The sequence below is a fragment of the Fibrobacter succinogenes subsp. succinogenes S85 genome, from assembly GCF_000146505.1.
GTDB lineage: Bacteria > Fibrobacterota > Fibrobacteria > Fibrobacterales > Fibrobacteraceae > Fibrobacter > Fibrobacter succinogenes.
The window spans coordinates 1,145,152-1,167,989 of sequence record NC_017448.1 but is presented as its reverse complement, the minus strand read 5'-3'; the positions used below and the strand labels follow the sequence as shown (position 1 = coordinate 1,167,989).

Annotated in this window: 17 protein-coding genes and 2 tRNA genes; 7 read left to right on the top strand and 12 right to left on the bottom strand. The window is 48.6% G+C overall.

Going from position 1 to position 22,838, the window contains the following annotated elements:
* Nucleotides 1-5 precede the first annotated feature (5 nt).
* Genes FSU_RS04945 through FSU_RS04935 form a run of 3 tightly spaced genes read left to right on the top strand, consistent with a single transcriptional unit; the run spans nt 6 to nt 3,253 of the window.
* The gene (locus FSU_RS04945; RefSeq protein ID WP_014545390.1) at nt 6-1,460 is read left to right on the top strand and encodes a sigma-54 interaction domain-containing protein; all 1,455 of its coding nucleotides are present in this window, start codon (nt 6-8) and stop codon (nt 1,458-1,460) included.
* Nucleotides 1,461-1,504: 44 nt separating this feature from the next.
* A complete protein-coding gene (locus tag FSU_RS04940) occupies nt 1,505-2,005 on the top strand; it encodes a hypothetical protein (protein WP_015731763.1) in 501 nt (166 codons plus the stop codon).
* Entirely contained in the window at nt 2,006-3,253 is a 1,248-nt protein-coding gene (locus FSU_RS04935) for a hypothetical protein (RefSeq protein ID WP_015731762.1), read from the top strand.
* 117 nt (nt 3,254-3,370) lie between these two features.
* On the opposite strand, the gene FSU_RS04930 is transcribed toward FSU_RS04935, so the two are convergent.
* Nucleotides 3,371-3,443: transfer RNA gene (locus FSU_RS04930), tRNA-Ala, on the bottom strand.
* A 93-nt stretch (nt 3,444-3,536) separates the two neighbouring features.
* Between FSU_RS04930 and FSU_RS04925 the strand changes: the two genes are divergently transcribed.
* Nucleotides 3,537-4,007, top strand: a complete 471-nt coding sequence (locus tag FSU_RS04925) for a hypothetical protein (RefSeq protein WP_014545387.1) — start codon at nt 3,537-3,539, stop codon at nt 4,005-4,007.
* 10 nt (nt 4,008-4,017) lie between these two features.
* Here FSU_RS04925 and FSU_RS04920 read toward each other — a convergent pair whose 3' ends face one another.
* The 11 genes from FSU_RS04920 to FSU_RS04870 all read right to left on the bottom strand — a co-directional run bounded on the left by FSU_RS04920 (nt 4,018) and on the right by FSU_RS04870 (nt 14,529).
* Complete coding sequence (locus tag FSU_RS04920) at nt 4,018-4,779, bottom strand: hypothetical protein (protein WP_015731761.1); 762 nt, start codon at nt 4,777-4,779, stop codon at nt 4,018-4,020.
* Between the two features lie 111 nt (nt 4,780-4,890).
* Nucleotides 4,891-5,478, bottom strand: a complete 588-nt coding sequence (locus FSU_RS04915) for a zinc ribbon domain-containing protein (protein ID WP_014545385.1) — start codon at nt 5,476-5,478, stop codon at nt 4,891-4,893.
* Nucleotides 5,479-5,488: 10 nt separating this feature from the next.
* Entirely contained in the window at nt 5,489-6,121 is a 633-nt protein-coding gene (locus FSU_RS04910; RefSeq protein WP_014545384.1) for a GyrI-like domain-containing protein, read from the bottom strand.
* 161 nt (nt 6,122-6,282) lie between these two features.
* A complete protein-coding gene (locus FSU_RS04905; RefSeq protein WP_014545383.1) occupies nt 6,283-7,500 on the bottom strand; it encodes a flavodoxin family protein in 1,218 nt (405 codons plus the stop codon).
* Between the two features lie 77 nt (nt 7,501-7,577).
* Nucleotides 7,578-8,201, bottom strand: coding sequence for a CatA-like O-acetyltransferase, family 2 (locus FSU_RS04900; protein ID WP_014545382.1), 624 nt, complete (start codon nt 8,199-8,201; stop codon nt 7,578-7,580).
* Nucleotides 8,202-8,232: 31 nt separating this feature from the next.
* Nucleotides 8,233-8,754, bottom strand: a complete 522-nt coding sequence (locus FSU_RS04895; protein ID WP_014545381.1) for a GNAT family N-acetyltransferase — start codon at nt 8,752-8,754, stop codon at nt 8,233-8,235.
* Entirely contained in the window at nt 8,741-9,334 is a 594-nt protein-coding gene (locus tag FSU_RS04890) for a TetR/AcrR family transcriptional regulator (protein WP_014545380.1), read from the bottom strand. Before FSU_RS04890 ends, FSU_RS04895 begins: the two co-directional genes overlap by 14 nt.
* Nucleotides 9,335-9,459: 125 nt before the next feature.
* The gene (locus FSU_RS04885; RefSeq protein ID WP_041917823.1) at nt 9,460-11,232 is read right to left on the bottom strand and encodes a DEAD/DEAH box helicase; all 1,773 of its coding nucleotides are present in this window, start codon (nt 11,230-11,232) and stop codon (nt 9,460-9,462) included.
* 78 nt (nt 11,233-11,310) lie between these two features.
* On the bottom strand, nt 11,311-12,498 hold the full coding sequence (locus FSU_RS04880) for a hypothetical protein (protein WP_014545379.1): 1,188 nt from the start codon (nt 12,496-12,498) through the stop codon (nt 11,311-11,313).
* Nucleotides 12,499-12,587: 89 nt separating this feature from the next.
* Entirely contained in the window at nt 12,588-14,312 is a 1,725-nt protein-coding gene (locus tag FSU_RS04875) for a SpoIIE family protein phosphatase (protein WP_157747931.1), read from the bottom strand.
* A gap of 141 nt (nt 14,313-14,453) precedes the next feature.
* A tRNA-Asp gene (locus FSU_RS04870) sits at nt 14,454-14,529 on the bottom strand.
* A 179-nt stretch (nt 14,530-14,708) separates the two neighbouring features.
* On the opposite strand from FSU_RS04870, the gene FSU_RS04865 reads away from it, so the two are divergent.
* The 3 genes from FSU_RS04865 (at nt 14,709) to uvrA (ending at nt 22,822) form a co-directional block, all read left to right on the top strand.
* Nucleotides 14,709-15,542, top strand: a complete 834-nt coding sequence (locus FSU_RS04865; protein WP_014545377.1) for a TIGR02147 family protein — start codon at nt 14,709-14,711, stop codon at nt 15,540-15,542.
* Between the two features lie 98 nt (nt 15,543-15,640).
* Nucleotides 15,641-17,377, top strand: a complete 1,737-nt coding sequence (locus tag FSU_RS04860; RefSeq protein ID WP_157747930.1) for a hypothetical protein — start codon at nt 15,641-15,643, stop codon at nt 17,375-17,377.
* A 129-nt stretch (nt 17,378-17,506) separates the two neighbouring features.
* Entirely contained in the window at nt 17,507-22,822 is a 5,316-nt protein-coding gene (gene uvrA, locus FSU_RS04855) for an excinuclease ABC subunit UvrA (RefSeq protein WP_014545374.1), read from the top strand.
* Nucleotides 22,823-22,838: the final 16 nt, after the last annotated feature.

The window sequence follows — 22,838 nt, the reverse complement described above, 5'->3', positions numbered from 1 at the left end:
TAGTTATGAAATCGGAATCCATGCTCGCCACAGAAAAGATGCTTGACGTGGTCAAGACTCTTTTAGATGAAGAACAGCCGGAAGCTCTTTTCCCGAAAATTCTCGAAGTGGCCAAGGACGTCCTGCATGCGGATGCCGCTGTTTTGGATATTGGTGGCGAAGAACCGCTTCATTTTTCGAACCCTGAAAAAGTTTCTATTTCCATTTCGGCGGTCAAGCTTGCAAAAAACGAAAAGCGCGCCGTGGTGTGGAACCAGCTTGATGACGAATCGGCGGACTTGTCCAAGTCCATTGTGCAAAACCAGCTCACGAGTATCATGGTTTCTCCGTTCCGTACGCCCGATTCCGAGGCGGGGTATCTCTATTTGCAACGTGCCGCCCGTAAGGAGCCGTTCACCGACGAAGACAGCGCTTTGTTTGATTCGTTTGTGGCGGTCTGCGAAAAGTTTGCGTTTGCCGCTTATGACCGCTTGCGCGACAAGGAATCGCTCGATACGCTTAAAAATGTTGTCCGCAAGGATGGTATCGTTTATTCGTCCAAGGCCATGGTCGATGTGATTGCGATGGCCGATAAGCTTTCGCCGCTCCCGCTCCCGGTGATTATCCGTGGCGAGACGGGTACAGGCAAGGAAGTGATGGCGCGTTACATCCACAAGCATAGCCCGCGTGCCGAAAAGCCGTTCATTGCGGTGAACTGCGGCGCTATTCCGGAGCACTTGATGGAATCGCTCATGTTCGGGCATGCCAAGGGCTCGTTCACGGGGGCGATTGAAAATAAGAAGGGCTTTTTCGAAGAAGCCGATGGCGGTACGATTTTCCTTGACGAAATCGGCGAGCTCCCGCTCAACATGCAGGTGAAGCTTTTGCGCGTGTTGCAAGAAAAGCACATCACACGAGTGGGCGACAATCGTGAAATTCCGGTGAACGTGCGCGTGATCAGTGCAACGCATGTGGACTTGGAAGAGGCCGTGCGCGAAAAACGCTTCCGCGAAGATTTGTATTTCCGTATTCAGGTGCTGCCGCTTGAACTTCCGCCGCTGCGCGATCGCGGTCAGGACGTGGTACTCTTGGCGGAGAATTTTATCCAGCGCTATGGTGCAGAATATGGCCGTGGGAAATTCCACTTGAGCCGTAACGCCGAAAAGGCGCTGCTCGGTTACCACTGGCCGGGTAACGTGCGCGAACTTGAAAACCGCGTGCAGAAAGGTTTGGTGCAGGCCGTGCATGGCGTGATTCAGCCCAAGGATTTAGGGCTTGATGATATGCAGGGGCAGGCGAAGGAATCGCCGCGCACGCTCAAGGAAGCCCGCGAAGCGGTCGAACGCGAAGTCATCTCTCGCGCTCTCAAGGACACGAATGCGAACCTCACGCTCGCTTCTACGATTCTTGGCATTGACCGCAAGGTGCTGCGCGAAATCATGGAACGCCTGGGCTTGAAAAAAGAAGACTTTAAGGTATAGGGATGTTTTGTAAAAAGCTGAAGCTCAATTTAAGGAGACTCACCATGAAGAAGATTGTAATGGCATCCGCTGTGATGGCGGCGACCGCCATGGCAGGCGAAATTGATTCTCGCCCGGAAGCAAGTGTCCCGACGCCAGTCGAGGCTCGTGAAACTTTGGACAAAGTTCCGAAAATGTCCGAAAAGGAAAATGTGGACTGGCAGAAAATGCGTGAAGAACGCCGCCTTGCCCGTGAACAGATTCTCAAGGATTTGAGGACCAATTCGGTGGTCGAAAAGAAAGAGTTGCGCAATGAACTTGCAAAGCCCGCTGTTGCGGAATTGCCGCCTGTTGCCGAAAAGGATGCGGTAAAGCCGAAGGACGAGTTTGTTCGCGAAAAGAAAATCGAAGAAAAAGAACAACCGAAGGAACCGCAGGGCGGTATGAATCCGTGGCCTGGTCGCATGGAACCGATGCGTCCGTTTGTCCCGCGCCCGATTGAACGCAATCCCTGGGAAAAGCATAATCAGCGTGATTGGGAGAAGGGAAATTTCCCGAAAAAATAGATGGTTCGCTGGTTTGGTTTGATAATGCTTGTGCTTGCGACTGCGCTCTTTGCCGAGACGCAGGAGGAGGCGTATTACCGCGCGATGAAGGCGGAAGAGGCTGGAGATATTCCTGCCGCTCTTAAGGCCTTTGAAGAAGCGGTGGCGTTGCCTGGCGAGTACACCGAAGAAATCCAGGGGATTATCCGCGATTACAAGTCGGCTATGGGGGTCGAAGATGACGACGCGTCTAGCTTAGACAATGCGTCGAATCCGTGGGAATTCCATATCGCTGGTGAACTTGGACTTTACGGGATGCACTACAAGGAAACAGGTCTGGAAGATGCCGAAAAAGGCGGGGACCTCTTCTTGAATGTGAATCCGTATTTTGACTATACGACCGCAACTTGGTCGCATACGTTTGCCGCTTCGGTGCAGGGTGACTACTTCTTGAATAACGATGAAATGTCGCTCTTGGATACGAATGACTGGAACCTGGTTCTTGGGCTGGAATACACGTTGATGGGGCGTGGTATGCTCCTGGATGCGGGTTACGATTTTAACATCGAGGGCAAGGAACTTTCATCGGATTTTTATGTGTGGTTCGAAAAGGACTTGTACCGTTTTGAAAAACAGCGCATTGGAGCTGTCGCCTGGGCTTATTACCAGACTTCCGGCCCGATGTCGTTTGCTGCGTACGCCTCGTGGCACAGGACTGCTCCCGAAGGCCTGAACGGAACGGTCTATGTGGGCGCAAAGTTCGAAGCCGATTCTGCGTTTGACTACAAAACGTTTATGCAATCCTATGCGACATATAAACAAGCGGTTAGCACTTATAATGAATATTGGCAGTATTTGAATGACAGTATCGCTTATATGGCCGATGATGAATATGAAGCGTATGTGGCGAATCCCCCTGCGGAACCATCGGTCGAAAGTATTGTCTACCGCCAGACGATGGGCAAATGGTTTGGCCCGGTATTCCGTTCTAGAATTTCGTACAAGTTTAAGAACCGCATTACCGTTGAAGCAAAAATGAACTTGTTTTACGGCTTTGCCGTCGGAGGTCCTGATTCCGATTACGAAAAAATCAAGAAGTTTAACGGCACTTGGGGTGCCTCGGTTTCGTGGAAGTATTGGAAGATGGTCTACTACTTAGGACTGGAACGCAATTATAAACATATGGATTTGCCCAATTTCTACAAGGGATTGTATCGCGAAAGTACGGTCCTCACGCAGCTCAAGCTTGGCGTGAAATGGGACTTTTAGGCGACGCTGTCGCAGTAGGCAGTAGGAAGTAGACAGTAGGCAGGATGAATTAAATAGGAACAGGATTTGATGTATATGGAAAACAAAAGAGGCAAGCGAAAGCTTGCCTCTTTTACGTGGAGATAGTGGGAGTCGAACCCATGACCTACAGATTGCGAACCTGTCGCTCTACCAACTGAGCTATATCCCCATAGCTTGATAGCGGAGTGAATATAGCTAAAGCGAATGTTTTTGGCAAGTGAATGGGCGGTTTTTGCAATGATTTGTCTATATTTAGTCTGTTATGAATAAAATGAAAACAATTCTTGCTTCTTTGCTTCTTTCTTCCGTTTTTACCTTTGCTAATGAGCAGAATCCTGCATCTGGATGGGGCTCTTCTGCTCCTGCCGAACCGGAATGGCCGCGTGCTCGATTCTTTTTGCATGCTGGCCTTGCTGATGTCGGTCTTGGTGCGAAAATCCGTTTTTCTAGTGAAAACGCAATCTACATGACGATTGACTTGAGATACCAGGTTTGGCAATTCCAGTACATTCGTATCCCGGCCTTGTTCTATTTAGGTGGAAACAATTTGCATTTTGTTGCTGGTTTTACTCTGCTTAATGCCGTTTCGAGCAGCGATGCTTCTGGTGAAGTTGGTGTTGGCCTGAACTGTGATTTCGGAAAGCACTTTGGTATTGACGCACTCGCTTTTACCCCGATGGGGGCGTCTAGCACGGGTGCGTCTTTGCTGTTGGATTTCCGCTACGCATTCTAGCGGAATATAACTAGAATTTGAACCGCCCGTAAGTTCCGATGCTCTTTTCGGTGTTGTCTTTGTAGAAGCAGTTGCCAAACCAGATGCCCGCGTTGACGCCGACTTCAAACATGTCGTTGAATGCATATTTGGCGCCAACGTAAATTCTGGCGTCAACATGGCCATCTCCAGCGCTATTGAATCTGTAACCGTCTTCAGTGATGGAGCCGAGGAGTACTCCCAAGTTTGCACCGACGTATGGTGTAAATTGCGGAGTTACTTTAAATTCAAATTCTGTACTAGCGTTCAGACTGAAAGTCGTTAGATTCATTTTCCTTACAAAGTATGTTGTAAGGCCGATTTCGGATCCAAATCTAATGAACGGATTGATGGAGTTGGAATATTGTGCGCCTGTTGCGGCAATCCATGTTTTTTTCTCATAGTCGGATCCATCTCCTATGGGGGTGCGGATGTCGGCGAAAGCGCTTGTTGTGGGTGTTATTTTATAGCGAGCCATAAACGCTAGTTCTTCAAAACCATCTCGCTTTATATCATTCCCATTTTTATCGTGAGTGAAAATGCGATAGGGTAGCATGAACGCGAGTTCTAAGTTTTGAATAACTGAAAAACGGGCGCCTACAGGTACTGAAAGTTCTTTTGTATTTTCATCCGTTGAATAATTTACTCCGACGGAGACTTCACCTTTGTGTTGCTCAAGAACCGGGTACATGTCCCAGGATGCAAATGATGCGCTCGTGGCAAGTGCGGCCACAATTGCAAGTTTCTTAAACATAAATAATCCTCCTTGTATAAAAAACTTGTACTTTATCAGTTTTTTATCAGTTTTGCTGATAAAGTACAAATGATTTGTTCAAGAAACCACAATTTTTAGAGAGTTCTTATTTTACCGTCTTTTGAATACGACGATTTCTGCATCGGCGCCGTTCTTGCCGTATTCGCTCACGAGAATGTAGCGCTCGTCGCAGGCGATTCCGTAGCAGCGGCCTTCAGCATTTTGCTTTTCGACCTGGTTGCCCCAGTAGCTTGCGTTATCGTCCAAGAGCTTGACGCTGTTGCCGTTGATCTTGTATTCCTGATTGATAAACGATCCCTGCAATACAAAGAGGTTGTCGATGGTCGGCATGTCCTTGATGTTAAGCGCGTTAACTTCTTCGATCAGCTTTTGCTTGATGGGGGAGTTTGCATGCGGGAGCTCTGCGTCGCTTGATTTCCAACGCTTGAGAGTCGGGAAATACTTGCGGAGTTCTGCCTTGTACTCTTCGCGGGTGAGGTTCTTGCCGGTGTTCTTGTTGAATTCATCGACGAACTGCGAGCAGAATTCAACCATCTGTTCCATGTTGAAATCACCGGTGAATGCACCGTCTTTGTAGCAGTAGATGCAGTATTCATCGTTCTTACTGCCGTCGGCGTTTGTGCCGAGGATTTCTGGTGTGAGCGGCATTCCGCAGCTCTGACAAAATTTTAATTCCATGATTTCTCCTTTATTTCTTTTTAATCGGGTGGCGGATGACGGTCTTTAACTTTTCTGGGGCGACTTTGCGTGCGTCAGAAAGGTAAATCTCGTGATGACGCCTCGTGTCCGAAATATCATTTTCATAGCCGTTGTCAGCGATGAACTTGTCCATTGCTGCAACAGTTGCAGGCTCATCGTCGTATGAGCCGGAATGCATGCACTGCACGCAAAGCCCTTCTTCTATTTCGAGAAATTCGACTTTCGAAAAGTCTATTTTCTTTTTGCGTGTCGCTTCTTCGATTGCCCAATCGAAATCGGTTTTGGTGACGAAGTCGGGGAGTCGAATGACTGAAATCCACTGGAAATTTTCCTTGTGGCTGTAATCGATTCCGTCAAGATTTTCTTGCCACCAGAATCCTTCTAGCGGCGGAACCACGTAATCAAAGTAGCCTTTGATTTTGTGGTCTCCTTTCTTGCTCATCTTGATGGTGTAGGCTATGCCGTACAGAAGTTCGATGGACTTTTTGTATTCGCCCTCTTCTTCATTCGGGTTGCCCTTGCCCCGCACCGCGATGTAGTTTATCTTCGGAACAGTGACGATTTCGGGTTTGCCTTTCGGCATGTAGAATTCTTTATATTCTTTTTTAAAGTCAAAAGGCATGAAATTTCCTTCTTACAATACGTGTACAAATGTATACTATTTAAAAGCTCTCGTCAAGTCCTTTTCTATCTTTTTTCAGAATTCGTCAGTATCGATCTCCATATTCCTTTCGTGCTTCTGCCGTCCATTTCTGAAAGCTCTTTAGTTCTTTTCATTGTTTTTTAATATGGTTTAGCGTCCAACGGTTCCGAGCATCCCCATTCTTGTGCGATTCGCTCGAAATTCTTTTTGACGATGCGCTTGAAAATGAGGTTGAATAGCAGGATTCCTATCTTTGGATTTTTTTCGAAGCCTGTAAATTTCTTTGCTTCTGAACTTGAGAAGCTTCCGTTGCGGGCGAAAGATTGTCCCATGGTTGTGTAAGAGGCGAGTATCTTGTCGGTCATCTTTTTGATGTAGCTGTTTTCGCGATTGCGTAGCAAGAAACTGCCGCCTTTCACGAGGACGCCACCGCTGGTGCATCCGAGCTGAGCCGGGAGCGACTGCAAGAATTTTTCACCGAGTCGCAGCTGGTGACCTTCGTCAAAACCGCCGTGGAGAATGAACGAGAGTTTTGCTGGTTGCTTGCGTTCCGTGGGGAGTGTACTTAAAAATTCGAGCAACAAACTCGGCAGACATTCTACAAAGAGCGGCACGGCAATGATGATGTTGTCATTCGTCATGAATGCTTCGCGCGCTTCGTCCCATTCGGCATGGTTCGAGAGTGAATAAAGCTTGTGCGTGATTCCCGCTTTTTCGAGTCCTTCAGCAAAAGCATGGACAATCTTGTTTGTGTTGCTATTCTTCTTGACGCGTGGGCTTCCGTTAATTATGATGACGTGTTCGTCGGCGGCGGGTGCGGCAGTTTTGATTGGTGCCGCGGCGCTATCGGACGGCATTTCCGCGGTGTTCTCACAACTCCCATTTTGGTCTAAACTAATAACTCCTAGCGAACGCCCTGCTAAATTTCTGGCGACTCGCATGCTCCATTCTTCGAGCAGTTCGCGGTTGCCATTACCCTTGTATATGAAGCCGAAATTCAGTGGGTGATAACGCAACTGATGACGTTCCCAACCGTCGCGGATTTCGATGTACATGTTTAGCATCGGGACGATGCGATCCAAAACTCGCTTGCCGCGGTAGTCAATAAAACCAAATTTCGTATCTGCCACAACCCAGAAGTTTTCGGCTGCGACCATTTTTTTGAGGATGATTTCGTAATCGTCCTTGATACTGCAAACGCCGGGTGTTTTAAGCCAGCAATTGTTGCAGCCCATGCAATGCATAATTTTTAAATCAGCAGTGTTGATGATTTCTATTTCTTCGTTTTTGTCTGCAAATAGTGCTTTAATCTGTTCCGAGCAATCGCCCGATTCCAATGTGTTCAAAACTAAAGTCATTTTTATTGTCATTCTCGCGGCTGCGGGAATCTCCTTTTTTATATAACACCTAAGGTCTTGAAAAGTGTTACCGAATTTTATCGAAGTTCCTCAATTGCTTGTTGCAAGTTCGCAAGGAACTTTCCGGCGTGAGCCCCGTCCATTTGCGTGTGGTGGAACTGGAACGAAACCGGCAATTCATAGCGGAAAAGACGTTTCCTGTAACGTCCCCAAATCATAAACGGGTTGTTGAAAATGCCGGAATTCATGCCGACCGCGCCGTCGATTTCTGTATCGATAATAGCCGAAGTGCCAATGACCATGCTGTTCTCGGACAAGTCCCAATCCTGGCAACTTTCCGCCACGATTTTTGTGTACTTGAGGTAGTTGCGGTTGAACGTCGCCAAATCTTCGGAATATGGGATGTCGCAAGAGCTGACTTCGCCTTCGTCGTTTTTTATGATTGTATTCACCGCAATCGAATCGTATTGCATGAGCTTGCCGTTGACTGGGAGCATGTAAAACTCCTTAACGCTTGCCGCTGCCTTGCCGATGCAGTAATCCATAAGCATGTTGAATTTCAAACCGTGCTTTTTGCTCACCTTCACGAGTCTTGTGACGTTAAGCGTTTTGAAAAATGTTACCATCGGATTTGGTGCTTGCATCCAAAACTCAAATGCTTTTGCTCTGGTTGTGCTTTTCGGATCAATTTCTTTTGCCATTTTTTGCCTTTAAATATGTTCACCGATGACTTTATCCGTTTCGACAGAGTCTCATCACTTTCACGGGGCGCTTGCTGCCGCCATAAAGATTTTCGCAGTAGCGCATTTCGCCGGTTTCGCGGAATCCGCATTTTTCCATCACGCGTCCGGAGGCGGGATTGTTGATGAAAAAGTCGCTCCAGAGAACGTCTAGGTGTTTTTCGTTGAAGCAATAGTCTATCATCAGCTTTAACGCTTCAGTACAAATTCCTTTGTTCCAGTAAGGCTTTGCAATCCAGTAGCCTGCTTCGGCTTCGTTCTCGCCAACATTGATGTTGCTTTCGCCTTTGAGCAGGTAGCCGATGCAACCGATGGGTTCTCCTGTCTCTTTCAGTTCAATGGCCCACATGTGATCACCGCCAAAAATTGTGCGGATGATTTGCAGGCTTTCTTCTACGTTCTTGTGCGGTTCCCAACCGGCGCGTGGACCCACATCTGGATCGCTAGCGTATTTGAACAAAGCTTCGGCATCGCTTTCGCGCCACGGGCGCAGTAAAAATCTATCTGTTTCCATTTGCGTATGTCTTGAAAAAATGCTGTAAGTGCTTCTCGATGAATTTGAGAGCTTCTTTTTCGCATTTCGGCTGGCGATCGACCTTAGAAATCCAAAGTGCGACTGGCGCGGTGATTTCTGTTGCTAGCATTTCCGGGTCGTCTTTGACGATGATACCGGCAGTCATCAACGTTTCGAGAATTTTCTGGTACATTTGCTGAAGCCCGTCCACTTGATGCCTTGTCGTGATTTCGGCAAGGCGCTCGCTGCGGAACTGTTCCTGCACCAAGAAAACACGCATCTTCTTGATAATCGGGTCGCTCATTGTAAAGCGGATGCGCTTTAACATCTCGCGAATGAAACCGTCGATACTTTCTGGGATTGTGCCGACTTTCTTCGCGGAACCGAATGATTCTTCGTAACGCGTTTCGGCGATATCGATTAGCGAGTTCAGAATATCCTCTTTACCCTTGAAGTGCTTGTAAAGCGACGGCGCCTTGATGCCGACATCCTGGGCGATTTGCTCCACGCTTGTGCCGTCGTACCCGTTTTTGGCAAATAGCGTTAATGCGGTTTCGAGAATTTTTTCTTTTGTAGACATGGCGCCTCTTGTTTTTGAAGTTTGCGACTTTTGCGATATTTTACAGTGGCTAATATCTGTTAGCTAAAATAGCTAATAGCTATTAGCCTGTCAAGAGGCGAGGCGACCAATCAATGCCTTTAATTTTACGCTTTCTTTCGGATGACGGTCAGCAGTTTCTTGGCGCGGGTGGCGCCAACGAGCAGAAGGCGTTTCCAGTCTTCGCGCTTGCTTGTCTCGGTCGGTTCTTCCACATCGACGAGGATTACCGCCATTGTGTCGAGCCCCTTGATGCGGTAGGCACTCACGATGTTTACCTTATCTTGGATGAGTTTCTTGCCGCCGACCTTGTTCCATGCAAAGGTGTCGTTAGAAATGTTCTTGATGCCGGATCTGGCTTCGCTATGCATGGAAACGACGAGAATTTCGGATGGCTTGAGTTCGTACTTTCGAACGAGTTCATTGTAGCTGTTGAGCAGTAACTGCTCTTGTTCCGATGAGTCTCTATAGCGATATTCCTTGACAGGGTAGCCTTGCGGCGTGTTGTTATAGCTCTGCAAGCGAATGTTGGTGTTCTTGTAAATCCACTCCAGAATTTTCTTGGTGTTGCGGAATGCTCGCTTGAGAACCATGACGGGCATCGCTTTCACTTGTGCGTTTTCAATGCCGTTTCTCTTGGCGTAAAGTCGCTGTGCCGGGTCATAGAAAATACGTGCGTATCCGCGCTCCTTATCGCGCAAGAGGCCTATGAGCGAGTCAATCCATTCGCTGGCAAAGTCCTGCGCTTCGTCGATAATGACGGCGTCAAAGAACATCTTTTCGCGCTGCTTCTTGTCCTTGAACAGTTTTGTCTGGGCGTTGGTGAATGCTTTGGGCAGTTCCTTGTCGTAATACTGCGATTTGTCGGCGCCCATTTTTGGCAGTTCTTTTACAGCCTTGGCGTATTTTTTGCACCAGTCGGCGTAAACGTTGACTTCGATTTTCCCAAAACCGACTCCTCCGTCGCGCCCGTATTTGGCGGTGACGATTTTGCGTTCTTTGGCGAGGGCGGATTCCACTTCTTTGCGTAGTTCTTCGGCGAGCAGGTCGTTGTAGCAGGCGATGGCGACGCTTTTACCGATTTTGGAAAGTCGCAAAGCTTCCCAGACGACCATGCGCGATTTTCCGGAGCCTGCCACGCCTTCAATTCTCACGCGGTTGTTCCGGGAGATGGAGTCCATCATCATCTGCTGCATTTCTGTGGCTTGCTCGGAATAGTAGCTGTCTTCGCGGAGCGCGTCTGCGGCGGTTTGCATGTCGCCGATGCCGTCAAAAAAGTTGCGGAGCGCAAAGAAGGCATCTTCGTCAAGATAGTCGTTCGGGTAGGGGCGCCCGCCATGGGATTCTTCGGGGGTTTGAAGAATTTCGATTAAACGTTCTTCAAACTTGTTCACGTCTTGCATGTCGGGCTTTAAAAGGGCTCGTTTTCTCGGAATTTCCGAGAGAGGAATGCCTTCCATGTTCTCCATGTCGCTGAAACATACGGCCCATTGTACGCGCACTCTGTAGAATTCTTTGTTCTGGGGTGCTTTGAGCAATAGTTTCATGTATTCGTGTAGCGGGGCGATTAGCGAGGCGACTTGCATGTGTGGCGGTTTCGCCATGGACTTTCCGCTTTGCATCCAGACAACATTGCCTGTTTGGTTTTGTGTTCGGGCGGAAATTTTCCCGGCTTTGCATTCGACAAGGAGGAGGCCGTACTTGCGATGGTAAAGAACCGCGTCAACTTCACGCAGGACGGAGCCTGTGGTGTCGTTGTCGAAATACCAGGATCTGTTCATCCAGACGAGCCAATTGTCGTCAAGTAAGTTGGCTATTCGTGAAAAGTCGATTTCTGCACGGGACGGATTATCAGGGGTAACATCGGCGCGGACGGTCATAAGCTCTCCTTTTGGTGGTTAATATAAGAAAAAATCCTCAGTGTTATACCGAGGATTTTTGTGGAGGTAGGGAGTTGTTTAGAACTTGAATACCGTTTCAAGACCGATGTTGAACGTTACGTCATTGTTGTAATCGTTTGTGGATACCCATTTTTCATGTCCATCCTTTTTCCAGTCGTCGCCCACGGGGATGATGGCCTTTACGAAACCGGTCATATCAAGATTCTTGACGGGGTTGAAGTAAAGTCGGGTGCCGAAATTGACAGAGCCGAGTTCCTTCGAGTTGTCGAGCGTGTTGGTATGCCATTCACCTATGAGACCGACCGTGAATACGTCAAGGGCCTTGAAATCGACTTCGCCGTAGGCGAACTTGTATTCAGGGATTTCATAATAAGTAGCGCTGGTTTCATGGATAGTTGCCTTATCCATGTCGTCGTCAAAGAAAGCGAAGAATATGCCTGTTTTGATGAACACGCGGCCAAGATTCAATGTGGGCTCGGCTAACAAGGCGTGCGTGGCGTTGGGGTAGGATTTTTTCAAGCGGTCTGCATGTAAGCCGTAAACGGCGTGAATGTCAAAGGGACCTAATAAAAGATCTGTATGCAAACCGGCATGGAGTTCGTTGGCATCTTTAATTTGCCAGCTTTTGTAGTGGACGAACGGACGGAATGTTTGGCCTGCAATGTCAAATTGGTAAGCTAAGTGGACATCGTAACTTTTGGATTCGCCGTAATCGCAAGGAAATGATTCCGAGTTCAGACAAGAGACGTCGTTGTTTCCACGGCCAAAGCCCACACCGAATTGCAACCCGTATAGCTGCAAGTCTAGACCGCGAATGTCGTGTTCTCTCATGCCTGCGGCGTAGATCCCGGCGTCATCATAATTGTAGAATGAGAATGCGCCCTCTGAGAATGTCAAATCACCCACACGGAGTGTGAAATTGTCACCTCTGTTGTATTGAACGTATGCCTTTTTGTAGGTAACGAGTGGAGCTTCGTCATCTCCATCGGCTTCAATTTCTGCAAAGGCGGACCAGTTTTTGTTGAATTTGACATTGAAGTCTACGTCAATAGTGGATGCGTAGCTGTGATTGATTTTTTGGTTATCGCCTGTTTGTGCGTTGGCGTATGCGTCAAATTCGGCCTTACCTGAAATATTGAATTCAGGTCCCTTTTGTTCTGTGGTGGTTGCTTCGGTGGCGGATTGAGCAAAAACGTTTGCGACAGCAAGGCCAAATGCCATTGCTGTAAGTTTAATGGTATTCATAGTTATTTTCTCCTTGTATGTAATAAGAAAATAACTTAAAATATGTCAAATAAATAACAAAGTGCTAGTCCAAATTGGAATAGCGTGATCTACTTCATCTTGAAGGCGAGCATCGTGATGTCGTCAAACTGCGGGGCGTTCCCGGCGAATTCCTTGACCGCCATGCGGACTTTACGGCACAGGAGGCGGATTGAGTCGTCCTTGGAATCGTTCAGGACTTTCTGCAAGCGTTCCATGCCGAATTCTTCGTCCTTTTCGTTTGTGGCTTCGGGGACTCCATCGGTGTAGGTAAAAATCGTGTCGCCTGGCTTAAGCTGCGCTTCGAATTCCTTGTACTTGTAGCCTTCCATGCCGGCGAGGACGAATCCGCTTTTGAGAGTGGCGACTTCGAAATCTCCGTTCTCATGCTTTATGAACGGCTTTTCGTGACCAGCGTTGGCGTAGACGAGGTGGCCGGTCTTGATATTCAGCACGCCGCAAAGGCATGTGACAAACATGTCGTGAACGTTGTGTTCGGCGAGTTCGTCGTTTGCGCGGTTGAGCGCTTCGGCGGGCGAGAGGCCTTGTTGCAGGTTGTGCCTTAGCACAATTTTGGAGACCATCATAAAGAGTGCGGCAGGGACGCCCTTGCCCGAGACGTCTGCAATTACGAGAGCTAAATGGTCATCGTCAATCATGAGGTTGTCGTAAAAGTCACCACCCACTTCAAGTGCTGGGCGCATCATGGCGTAATTGTCGAAACCATCCACTTCTACGGGCTTCGATAGCGATGCTCGCTGGATGGTCGTTGCAATGGAAAGCTCCGTATGGACCTTCTGCTGCTTTGCCGTGGCTTCGGTCAAGTGCTTCACGTATTCGTCGAGCTCCGTTGCTATTTCTTCGTATGAACGGGCGAGTTTCCCGACTTCGGAGGTGAAGTAGATGTACTGTTGGCATTTCTGCAGCGTGTTGTGGATTCTTTCGTAAATGTCCGTGTTCTGGCCGAATGTCTTTGCAATTTCGCTCATGCTTTCGATAGGCTTTGTAACGGTGCGTTCCATGTAGTAGAGGAATCCGAGTGAAACCCAAATGCCGATATTCAGTATGGCTCCGATGTAAAAGTAAACGTAACTCCAAAGGTTGAGGTTGTCCTCGCCGTATTTAAGTGCGATACTTGGGTAGCTTGTAATACCGATTGCTACGGAAATAACGATACTCGTGACCAGGAAGAACAAGATGAATTTTTCGTTAAGTGAAAAGGAAAAGATGAACTTTGTCGATTTTTTCTGCTTCTTGCGTATTTTGCGTTGGCGAAAGAGCGAGGCGCAGATTAGGTACGGGATACCGATAATCACCATCGTAATGAACTGGTTGAAGAAAATGTTTGCCGAGAGCATTGAAAAGTACTGCTCATCGTACTTGAGCTTGATGACGCTCACGACCATGAATGCGGTGGCGAGTGAATCGAAAATGACGATGAGCATGTATTGCACGTTCTTGTAAACCTTGTCTAGCTTGAACTTGTTCTTGTCGTTTTTGCGGAGCCTGTTCCAAATCACGGCGGGGACGTAACCGTAAATAATCTGGACGAAAAATCCCGGGATGAAGATAATTGCGTCATAACCGGAGATGATATCTGCAATGAGGTTTGCGATGGCGCAGCCGAGGACGCCAGCAAATCCAAACGATATGCCAAACAATAGGGGTAGTGCTGCCACGATGCGGACTTCGGTTGTGCTGGAAATTCGGAAAAGCTCTCGGCAGGGGTAGCCGAGAATAAAGAAAATAAGCCCGCAGATTAAAACGATAAGTATGTATTTATGAATGTTCTTCATAAAAAACTCCTTCTTGATTTTTAATATAAACATTTTTTGAAGAAGGAGTAAAAAAGCGTTCCTCCAATTGCGACTATGGTTTAAAATGGCTTTTGGAGCGCAAAAAACGAAAAGCACTTCTCTGAGAGAAGTGCTTTTTCGCGGGATAGACGAGGCTTGAACTCGCAACCTCCGGCGTGACAGGCCGGTGCTCTAACCAAAATTGAGCTACCACCCCAAGTGGTTCGACTGATTTCTCAATCGGGTAACCATATTTAAAAATATGTTTTGATTCAGTCAAGTCCTTTTTGTAAAAAAATGATTTTTTTTAATTTTGTATCATTGAAAACTTGTCTAATGATACAAAATATGTTATATTAAAGTCATGGAGAGAAAAGTTTCTTATTAGGCGGTTTTATGAAACCAGTAACAGAATATCGTGATTATCGCTGCTGCATGCAGGATTTTTATGATGAGCGTAAGAGGACTAGCTCGTTTACGTGGCGTGAATTCGCGCGTCTGGCAGGCTTTACGTCGCCAACTTACTTGAAGTTGGTGTGTGAAGGGAAAAGCAGCCTTAGCGAGTTGGGGATTGAAAGAGTCGCTGCGGCTATGAATTTGGGCGGCTTTGAAAATGCTTATTTTCGCAATTTGGTGCGGTATAACCAAGCGAAGGATGACGAAACGAAAAAGACCGCCTTTGCAAACATGAGAAATATTGCGGACGCTAACAAAATTCGAGTGGTCGATGGGGATGCGTTCACGTATTTTGAATCCTGGAAAAATCCGGTTCTGCGTGAACTGGTGGCGATGATGCCTGGGGCTACTCCCGAAGATGTTGCTCAAATGTGCTGGAACCCGATTACTGCCGATGAAGTCCGTAATTCCCTGGATTTTATGGTGAGAGTCGGGATTTTGCAACGCAAGTCCGAAAATGTCTATGAGCAGACGGATAAGGCCTTGGTCGGTAATTCCGAAGTGATGCCTTTGGTTGTTCGCTCCATGCACCGTGAAATGGCGGGCTTTGCACAGAAGGCTATAGATCAGTTTGATGTCCATGATCGCGACGTTTCCGGTGTGACCATGGGTATTGATCGCGAAACTTATGAACAGATTGTGCGGGAATTGGATTCCTGTCGCAGAAAGATTGTGGCGATTGCCAACACGAGTAAGGAACCATGTCAAGTTTATCGCTTGAACTTGCAGATGTTTCCTTTGTCAAAAAATACACATAAAAAAGATGAGGGCTGATATGACAAAATTTAATAGAACGAACGTTTTTTGTTTGGGGTTGTTAGGAGCCCTTGCATTGACGGCATGTTCAGATGATCCCGTGGCTTCCAAAAGCTATGGAACCACCGAAGAAAAAAAATGCATTCTGGAATGAAACAGCCAATCTTAAGGATTGGAATGTCATGAAGGGATCCGATATTAAGCTGGAAAATACCAAGAGCGCTTTGCTCGGCCGTGTTTCGTTGAAAAAGTCCGGGGATGACCTTGCACGTGCCGGTATCGCCTATGACGTTTCCAGCCCGGATGGTTCTCCTGCCGATCTTTCTCAGGGTGGCGATGGTTTGTGCGTTTCGTACAAGTCTGACTTTGTTGTGGAAGTTCGCTTGGATACGGAAGACTACGCAAGCTCTTCTGTTGATAAGGATGTGCCTTTTGTCAGCCTGAATATGAAGGATTCTGGATCCGAAAGTCATTGCGCATCTTGGGAAGATTTCAAGATGAAGAAGTCGGATGATACGGATGGTTCTGACGTTGTCAAGAAGGTGCGTTCTGTGCAGCTGGTCTTTGTGGGTGAATCGGGTTCGACGGGTGAATTTAGCATCCAGCGCCTGACTCCTTATGTTCGCTCGGATATGTGGATTGGTAAGGATGGCAAGTCCCGCGTAGAGACCGGCTTTGAAAAAGGCGATAAGGGTACTTCTGGCGAGCTGACTTTCTTTGAAAATTCTTCCGAAGCTTACTTTGACTGGGATGGCGAAGGTGATTTTTCGGATATGGCTGAAAGAATCTATTATAGTGAAGGCCTTTATGGAAATGTAGTCTTTGAGGGTTCCAGTTCAAGTCCGGATGTTGGTCTTGAATTCCTTGTAGCCGGGAAAACCACTAAAAATGACAAGGATTTCATTTATACGGCCGATGTGTCTGGCTTGTGGAAGGGCCTGTGCTTGGAATATGAATCGCAAATGGATATTGTGATGGAACTTGTTCCTGGGGATTCCTCGACGGGAACTCTTGAAAAGAGTGTCAAGACAATGACTTTGGCAAAGAACGACGATATGGAAAAGAACTGTGCCGTGTTCGCCGATGTCTTGAATGGTTCTGACGATATCCTGAAGCATTTGGCGAAGGTACGCTTGAAATTTGCAAAGGAAAACAAGGCTGGAACACGTTTCGGAATCAGACGTATTAGCGCCTTGGTGCCGGAAAACCTTTCTGTTAAGGAATCCGGTGAATTTGAAGAAGTGAAGCCGACGCAGTCTTCTAGCTACAAGTCTGGAAAGAGCTTCTTGTGGGATGCATCTGTTGACGGCGACCATGTGGATCTCGGAATTTCCGGTGCAACGGCTGGTGGCGTTTGGACCAACTCTCCGGATGAAATGGATACGTATAGTTTCGGGTTCCCCGACGATGTTGAAGCTGATGATAACGGAAATGTCATTGCATCTTTGTTGAATAAACATCATAAGTTTACGGCATACGTGAAATCGGATGATTTTCTCTATAATTTGGATAGTGTTGCGACGATTGGCTTTAATACTGTAAGTTCAAATAATGAACCGGCTGATATCAGCGCATGGGATGGCTTTTGCATCCATTACAGTACTTACAACTTCATTAGAATCGCTCTTGTCACCGATGCCGCTGCAAATAAATACTGGTATACCGAAGTTGAATATTCCGACGACATGACGTGGGGCAAGGTTTCTTGGAAGGCTTTCAAGAATATTGACGAGGAATCTAGTGAAAAGATTGAAGATGTCATCGGAAAAATTACGTCCGTGCGACTTCAGTTCCCTGTGGATGGCGAATTTGTCGTGGATAAGTTCGGATCCTATGACCAGTGTGGTAACTAAAGAAGTCTGAGAGTTATATTGTGAGGAGGAAGAACAGCCACGAGAAATCGTGGCTGTTTCTATCTACATTCTATTCAAATGTTCACTAATTTTTAGACATTTGGAGCCTCTTTTTCTATATTTGCGTTCATGACGAAATCTATTGAAATCCGCGATGCTCATGAACACAACCTCCGCCATGTCGATTTGACGATTCCCCGCGACTCGATAGTCGTGGTGACTGGCGTTTCGGGCTCGGGCAAGTCGAGCCTTGCTTTTGATACGGTGTTCCAGGAAGGGCAGCGCCGCTTTGTGGAGTCGCTTTCAGCGTATGCGCGCCAGTTCATTGGCCGCATGAAGCATCCGGACGTGGAGAGCGTTCGCGGGATTTCTCCGACGATTTCGATTGACCAGAAGACGGTGAATCGTAACCCGCGTAGTACGGTGGGTACGGTGGTCGAGATTTTGGACCATTACCGTTTGATGTTTGCTCGCCTTGGCGTTCCGCATTGCCCTAAGTGTGGCAAGGTGATTCAGGCGCAGTCCGTCGACCAGATTGTCGATAACTTGTACGCTAGCGACGAGAATAAAAAGATTTTGGTGATGGCGCCGATTGTGCAGGAGCGCAAGGGCGAATACCGCAAGGAACTTGCGGAGCTTAAGGAAAATGGCTTTGTCCGCGTACGCGTGGACGGGACGATTTACAGGCTTGAAGAAGTGCCGCTGTTGGTGCGTTACGAGAAGCACACGATTGAAGTGGTGATTGACCGCTTGACGCTTGAACGCAAGAACATGAGCCGTTTGCGCGAGGCCATTGAAGGTGCGCTCAAGCTCACGGACGGAAAGCTTGTATCGTTCTTGCTGACATCGCAGGAGGCGGGCTCGGATGCTGCGGCGGATGCGTCGCAGGGGGCTGCCGCGAAGGAAGAATACCGCTTGCAGGGTACGCAGCTCGCTTGCCCGAAGTGCGGAATTTCTATTCCGGAACTTGAACCGCGATTCTTTAGCTTTAATGACCCGAAGGGGCAATGCCCCGCCTGCAAGGGTCTTGGCGAAAGTTGCGAATTTGACATTAACTTGATTGTTCCGAATCCGAATTTGTCTTTGAAAGAGGGGTGCCTTGCTCCGCAAAAGAAGGATGACGGCTGCATTATCTTTAGCGATTTTGGTTGGCGCAATTTGCGTACGATTGCAAACGAAATGCACTTTTCGCTTGATACGCCGTGGAATAAGCTCAAAAAGGCGCAGCAGGATGCCGTGCTTTACGGGACTCCGAGCGGGAGTGAACGCGGTGTGGTGACGATTATGCAGGAACTTTGGGACATGTGGCATATTTACCACTTCCGAAAGTATATGCAGATTGGCGTTTGTCCGGAATGCCACGGCACAAGAATCAACCGCATTGCGGCGGCAGTTGATTTCCATGGTCATAACATTTGCGAGATGACGGAATGGTCTGTTGAAAAGTCCGTTGAGTTTTTTGACAAGCTCAAGTTGAGCTCGAAGGAGCAGCGCATCGGTCGCGAAGTGCTCAAGGAAATTCGCGGGCGCCTTGGATTCTTGAAGGCGGTGGGCCTTGGCTATTTGGACATTAGCCGCAAGGCTTCGACACTTTCGGGCGGTGAGGCGCAGCGTATCAGGCTTGCAAGCGCCGTGGGTGCGGGGCTCCAGGGCGTGCTTTATGTGCTTGATGAACCGAGTATTGGGCTGCACCCACGTGACAACGATAAGTTGCTCGAGATGCTCGAGCGCTTGCGAGCCCAAGGCAACAGCCTTCTCATCGTGGAACACGATGAGGATACGATGCGTCATGCAGACTGCGTGATTGATGTTGGCCCTGGTGCGGGTGTCGAGGGCGGTCGCATTTTGGCGGCTGGCACGGTCGATGAACTCGAAAAGAATAAGTCGTCACTTACGGGCGCGTATTTGAGCGGTCGCAAGTCGATTGAAATTCCGTCGCAGCGATTGAAGATTGATGCAAAGACGCCGAAGCTTAAGATTTGTGGTGCTTGCGAAAACAACCTCAAGAATGTCGATGTCGAAATTCCGCTTGGCGGTGCGTTTACCGTAGTTACGGGTGTTTCGGGTTCGGGCAAGAGCACGCTCATCAACCAGATTTTGCGCCGCGAACTGGCTCGCGTATTCTACAATTCCGAAGAACCGGTCGGCAAGTTCGACCATTTGGAAGGTCTCGAAAACATCGACAAGGTCATTGAAATTGACCAGACTCCGATTGGGCGCACCCCGCGCAGTAACCCTGCCACTTACACGAAAATTTGGGACGATATCCGCGATTTGTTTGCCGGTATGGAAGAAAGCAAGGTGCGCGGGTACACGAAGAGCCGCTTTAGCTTTAACGTGAAGGGTGGTCGCTGTGACGCTTGCGAAGGCGCTGGCGTGAAGGTCATCGACATGCACATTTTGCCGAGCGTGCAAGTCACTTGCGATGTGTGCGATGGCAAGCGCTTTAACGAAGCGACTCGTGAAGTTTATTTCAAGGGCAAGAACATTTCTGAAGTTCTTGACATGAGCATCAGCGAAGCCGCTGAATTTTTCAAGGACATTCCGAAAATTGCAGAACCGCTCAAGCTCCTTTGCGAAGTGGGCCTTGGCTACCTCACACTCGGTCAGCCTTCTACAACTCTGAGCGGTGGCGAAGCGCAGCGCGTGAAGATTGCTTCGGAACTGCGCCGTCCGGGTACGGGCAAGACGCTTTACTTGCTTGATGAACCGACAACCGGTTTGCATTTTGAAGATATCCGCCGATTGCTCGAATGCTTGAACCGCTTGCGTAGTCTCGGCAACAGCGTCGTGGTGATTGAACACAACCTCGACGTAATCAAGTGTGCGGATTGGATTATTGACCTTGGCCCGGATGCGGGCGTGAATGGCGGCCGCATTATCGCGACGGGAACTCCCGAACAAATTGCCAAGTGCAAAAAGTCGGAGACGGGGCGTTACTTGGCTCCGGTTTTGGCGAAAAAGCATGGCGAAAACAAGCATTTTGAACGTACGGATGAAAAGGGCGAAGATTACTCGCTCGATATCGAAGTGCATGGCGCTCGCAAGCACAACCTCAAGAACATCGATGTGACGATTCCGCGCCACAAGCTCACCGTGATTACGGGCGTTTCGGGCTCGGGCAAGTCGAGCCTTGCGTTCCATACGCTCTTTAGCGAAGGCCAGCGCCGCTTTGTCGAAACGCTCAGCACTTATGCTCGCCGATTCTTGGGACGCCCCGACCGCGGTAGCATCGATTCTATTTCGGGCTTGGCACCTGCGATTGCCATTGACCAGAAGAGTGCAAGCAAGAGCCCGCGCAGTACGGTCGCAACGCTCACCGAGATTTACGACTACTTCCGCATTTTGTGGGCTCGCGTGGGTACGGCTCACTGCCTCCATTGTGGAAAGCCCATCAGCTCTTATGCGACGGGCGACTTGATGCAGCATGCGTTCGATCGTGACCTCAACAAGATGGTGACGATTCTTGCTCCGTTCGAAATCAAGGACGAAATTAAGCTCTCCAAGATTCTCACGGAAAAGGGTTACCGCAAGGCTTATCTCGGCAAAAAGCTCGTAGAACTCCCGCTGCCGAAAATGCCCACGCGTGAAAAGCAGTTGCTCGCTGTGGTCGATTCCGTGGTCGTCAAGGAAGAAAATCGTGCTCGTCTCGTCGAAGCGTTTGAACGCGGCTACCGCGATGGTAACGGAATCCTCTATGTGGATTGCGATGGCGAAGAACGCCTCTCGGCTAGTGAAAAGCCGGGCTGCCCGGAATGTGGCTGGTACATGGATTCCGCACTCAACCCGAAACATTTCAGTTTCAACACGCATTGGGGCGCTTGTGAAACTTGCCTCGGCCTTGGACATTTCAAGGATGGCGAAGAATGCCCGGATTGCCATGGTGAACGCTTGAAACCTGAATATCTTGCGGTGCGCATCTTGGGCAAGAACATCATGGATGTGCATCACATGAGCATTGCCGAAGCTCGCGACTGGTTTGCGAAAGTTGATTTTGCAAACGAAGAAAATGCAACATCTGCGACCATCCAAAGTAAAACGACGATTGCGTCTCCGCTTCTCCGCGAAATCATTGGTCGCTTGGACTTCTTGATTAGCGTGGGGTTAGGCTACATTGGCCTTGATCGCGCGGGCGATACGCTTTCGGGCGGTGAATCCCAGCGCATCCGCTTGGCAAGTCAGATTGGTAGCGGTCTTGAAGGCGTCTTGTACGTGCTGGACGAACCGACCGTCGGACTACATGAAAGCGATACTGCAAAACTTTTGGACACGCTTTACCGCTTGCGTGACCTTGGCAATACGCTCGTGGTTGTGGAACACGATCTTAAGATGATGCAGGCCGCAGACCACATTATCGATATGGGCCCTGGTGCAGGCGATTTCGGTGGTGAAGTCGTTGCCGAAGGCTCTCCTGCAGAACTTGCAAAACCGTATGCGTTGCAACAGTTCCCGCGTAGCGAAACGGTCAAGTTCCTCACGTATTCGACTCCGGTGGCAAACCAGTTGGAACCCGTGCGTATTACGGATGATACTGAATTTTACGAGTTCAAAAACCTCAAGGCGAACAACCTTAAGAACTTGTCTGTAAAATTCCCCAAGAAGGCGGTGAGCGTTGTCTGTGGCGTTTCGGGTTCGGGCAAGAGTTCTCTCGTTGTCGATGAAATTTTCCCGGCGCTCAAAAAGCAGTTCCAGGCTCGCGGCCGCAAAAAACAGAGCGGCGAAGTCTTGCTTGTGGACCAGAGCCCGATTTCGGGAACGCCGCGCAGTACGCCGGCGAGCTTTACAGGCGTCTTTGACGATATCCGCAAGCTGTTTGCCAAACTTGAACAGTCCAAGATGAAGGGCTTTGATTACGGTCGTTTCAGTTATAACCTTGCGCGTGGCCGTTGCCCCGCTTGCGAAGGCCGTGGCGCCGTTGCTGTTGAGATGCATTTCCTTTCGGATATCTGGGAAACTTGCGAAGTCTGCGGTGGCAAGCGCTACAATCAGGAAACGCTTACAGTCACGTTCAAGGGCAAGAACATTGCCGATGTACTTGACATGCGCGTCGTAGAAGCTTGCGAGTTCTTCAAGGATCAGCCGAAAATTTTGCCGAAGCTCGAATGCCTCCGTGATGTGGGCCTCCCGTATGTGAAACTCGGTCAGCCGGTCACGACGCTTAGCGGTGGTGAATCCCAGCGTTTGAAACTTGCTGCAGAACTTTGCCGCCGTCCGGCTACGGAAATGGTCTACTTACTTGATGAGCCGACAACAGGCCTCCACCTGAAGGACATTCAGATTCTTTGGAACCTCTTGCGCAGGCTTTCGGCCCGTGGCGATACAGTCATTGTCATTGAACACCATCCCGATATTATCCGTTTGGCCGACTGGAAGGTTGAATTGGGTCCTGTGGGTGGTGCAAAAGGCGGTTACTTGCTCGAAATGGGGGCGAATTCGTCAAAATAATGGAACTACTTTTCTT

What these genes read in the sequence shown, in the direction of transcription:
- FSU_RS04945 (WP_014545390.1), top strand. Translation starts at nt 6, where the DNA reads ATGAAATCGGAATCCATGCTCGCCACAGAAAAGATGCTTGACGTGGTC.
- FSU_RS04940 (WP_015731763.1), top strand. Translation starts at nt 1,505, where the DNA reads ATGAAGAAGATTGTAATGGCATCCGCTGTGATGGCGGCGACCGCCATG.
- FSU_RS04935 (WP_015731762.1), top strand. Translation starts at nt 2,006, where the DNA reads ATGGTTCGCTGGTTTGGTTTGATAATGCTTGTGCTTGCGACTGCGCTC.
- FSU_RS04925 (WP_014545387.1), top strand. Translation starts at nt 3,537, where the DNA reads ATGAATAAAATGAAAACAATTCTTGCTTCTTTGCTTCTTTCTTCCGTT.
- FSU_RS04920 (WP_015731761.1), bottom strand. Translation starts at nt 4,779, where the DNA reads ATGTTTAAGAAACTTGCAATTGTGGCCGCACTTGCCACGAGCGCATCA.
- FSU_RS04915 (WP_014545385.1), bottom strand. Translation starts at nt 5,478, where the DNA reads ATGGAATTAAAATTTTGTCAGAGCTGCGGAATGCCGCTCACACCAGAA.
- FSU_RS04910 (WP_014545384.1), bottom strand. Translation starts at nt 6,121, where the DNA reads ATGCCTTTTGACTTTAAAAAAGAATATAAAGAATTCTACATGCCGAAA.
- FSU_RS04905 (WP_014545383.1), bottom strand. Translation starts at nt 7,500, where the DNA reads ATGACTTTAGTTTTGAACACATTGGAATCGGGCGATTGCTCGGAACAG.
- FSU_RS04900 (WP_014545382.1), bottom strand. Translation starts at nt 8,201, where the DNA reads ATGGCAAAAGAAATTGATCCGAAAAGCACAACCAGAGCAAAAGCATTT.
- FSU_RS04895 (WP_014545381.1), bottom strand. Translation starts at nt 8,754, where the DNA reads ATGGAAACAGATAGATTTTTACTGCGCCCGTGGCGCGAAAGCGATGCC.
- FSU_RS04890 (WP_014545380.1), bottom strand. Translation starts at nt 9,334, where the DNA reads ATGTCTACAAAAGAAAAAATTCTCGAAACCGCATTAACGCTATTTGCC.
- FSU_RS04885 (WP_041917823.1), bottom strand. Translation starts at nt 11,232, where the DNA reads ATGACCGTCCGCGCCGATGTTACCCCTGATAATCCGTCCCGTGCAGAA.
- FSU_RS04880 (WP_014545379.1), bottom strand. Translation starts at nt 12,498, where the DNA reads ATGAATACCATTAAACTTACAGCAATGGCATTTGGCCTTGCTGTCGCA.
- FSU_RS04875 (WP_157747931.1), bottom strand. Translation starts at nt 14,312, where the DNA reads ATGAAGAACATTCATAAATACATACTTATCGTTTTAATCTGCGGGCTT.
- FSU_RS04865 (WP_014545377.1), top strand. Translation starts at nt 14,709, where the DNA reads ATGAAACCAGTAACAGAATATCGTGATTATCGCTGCTGCATGCAGGAT.
- FSU_RS04860 (WP_157747930.1), top strand. Translation starts at nt 15,641, where the DNA reads ATGGAACCACCGAAGAAAAAAAATGCATTCTGGAATGAAACAGCCAAT.
- uvrA (WP_014545374.1), top strand. Translation starts at nt 17,507, where the DNA reads ATGACGAAATCTATTGAAATCCGCGATGCTCATGAACACAACCTCCGC.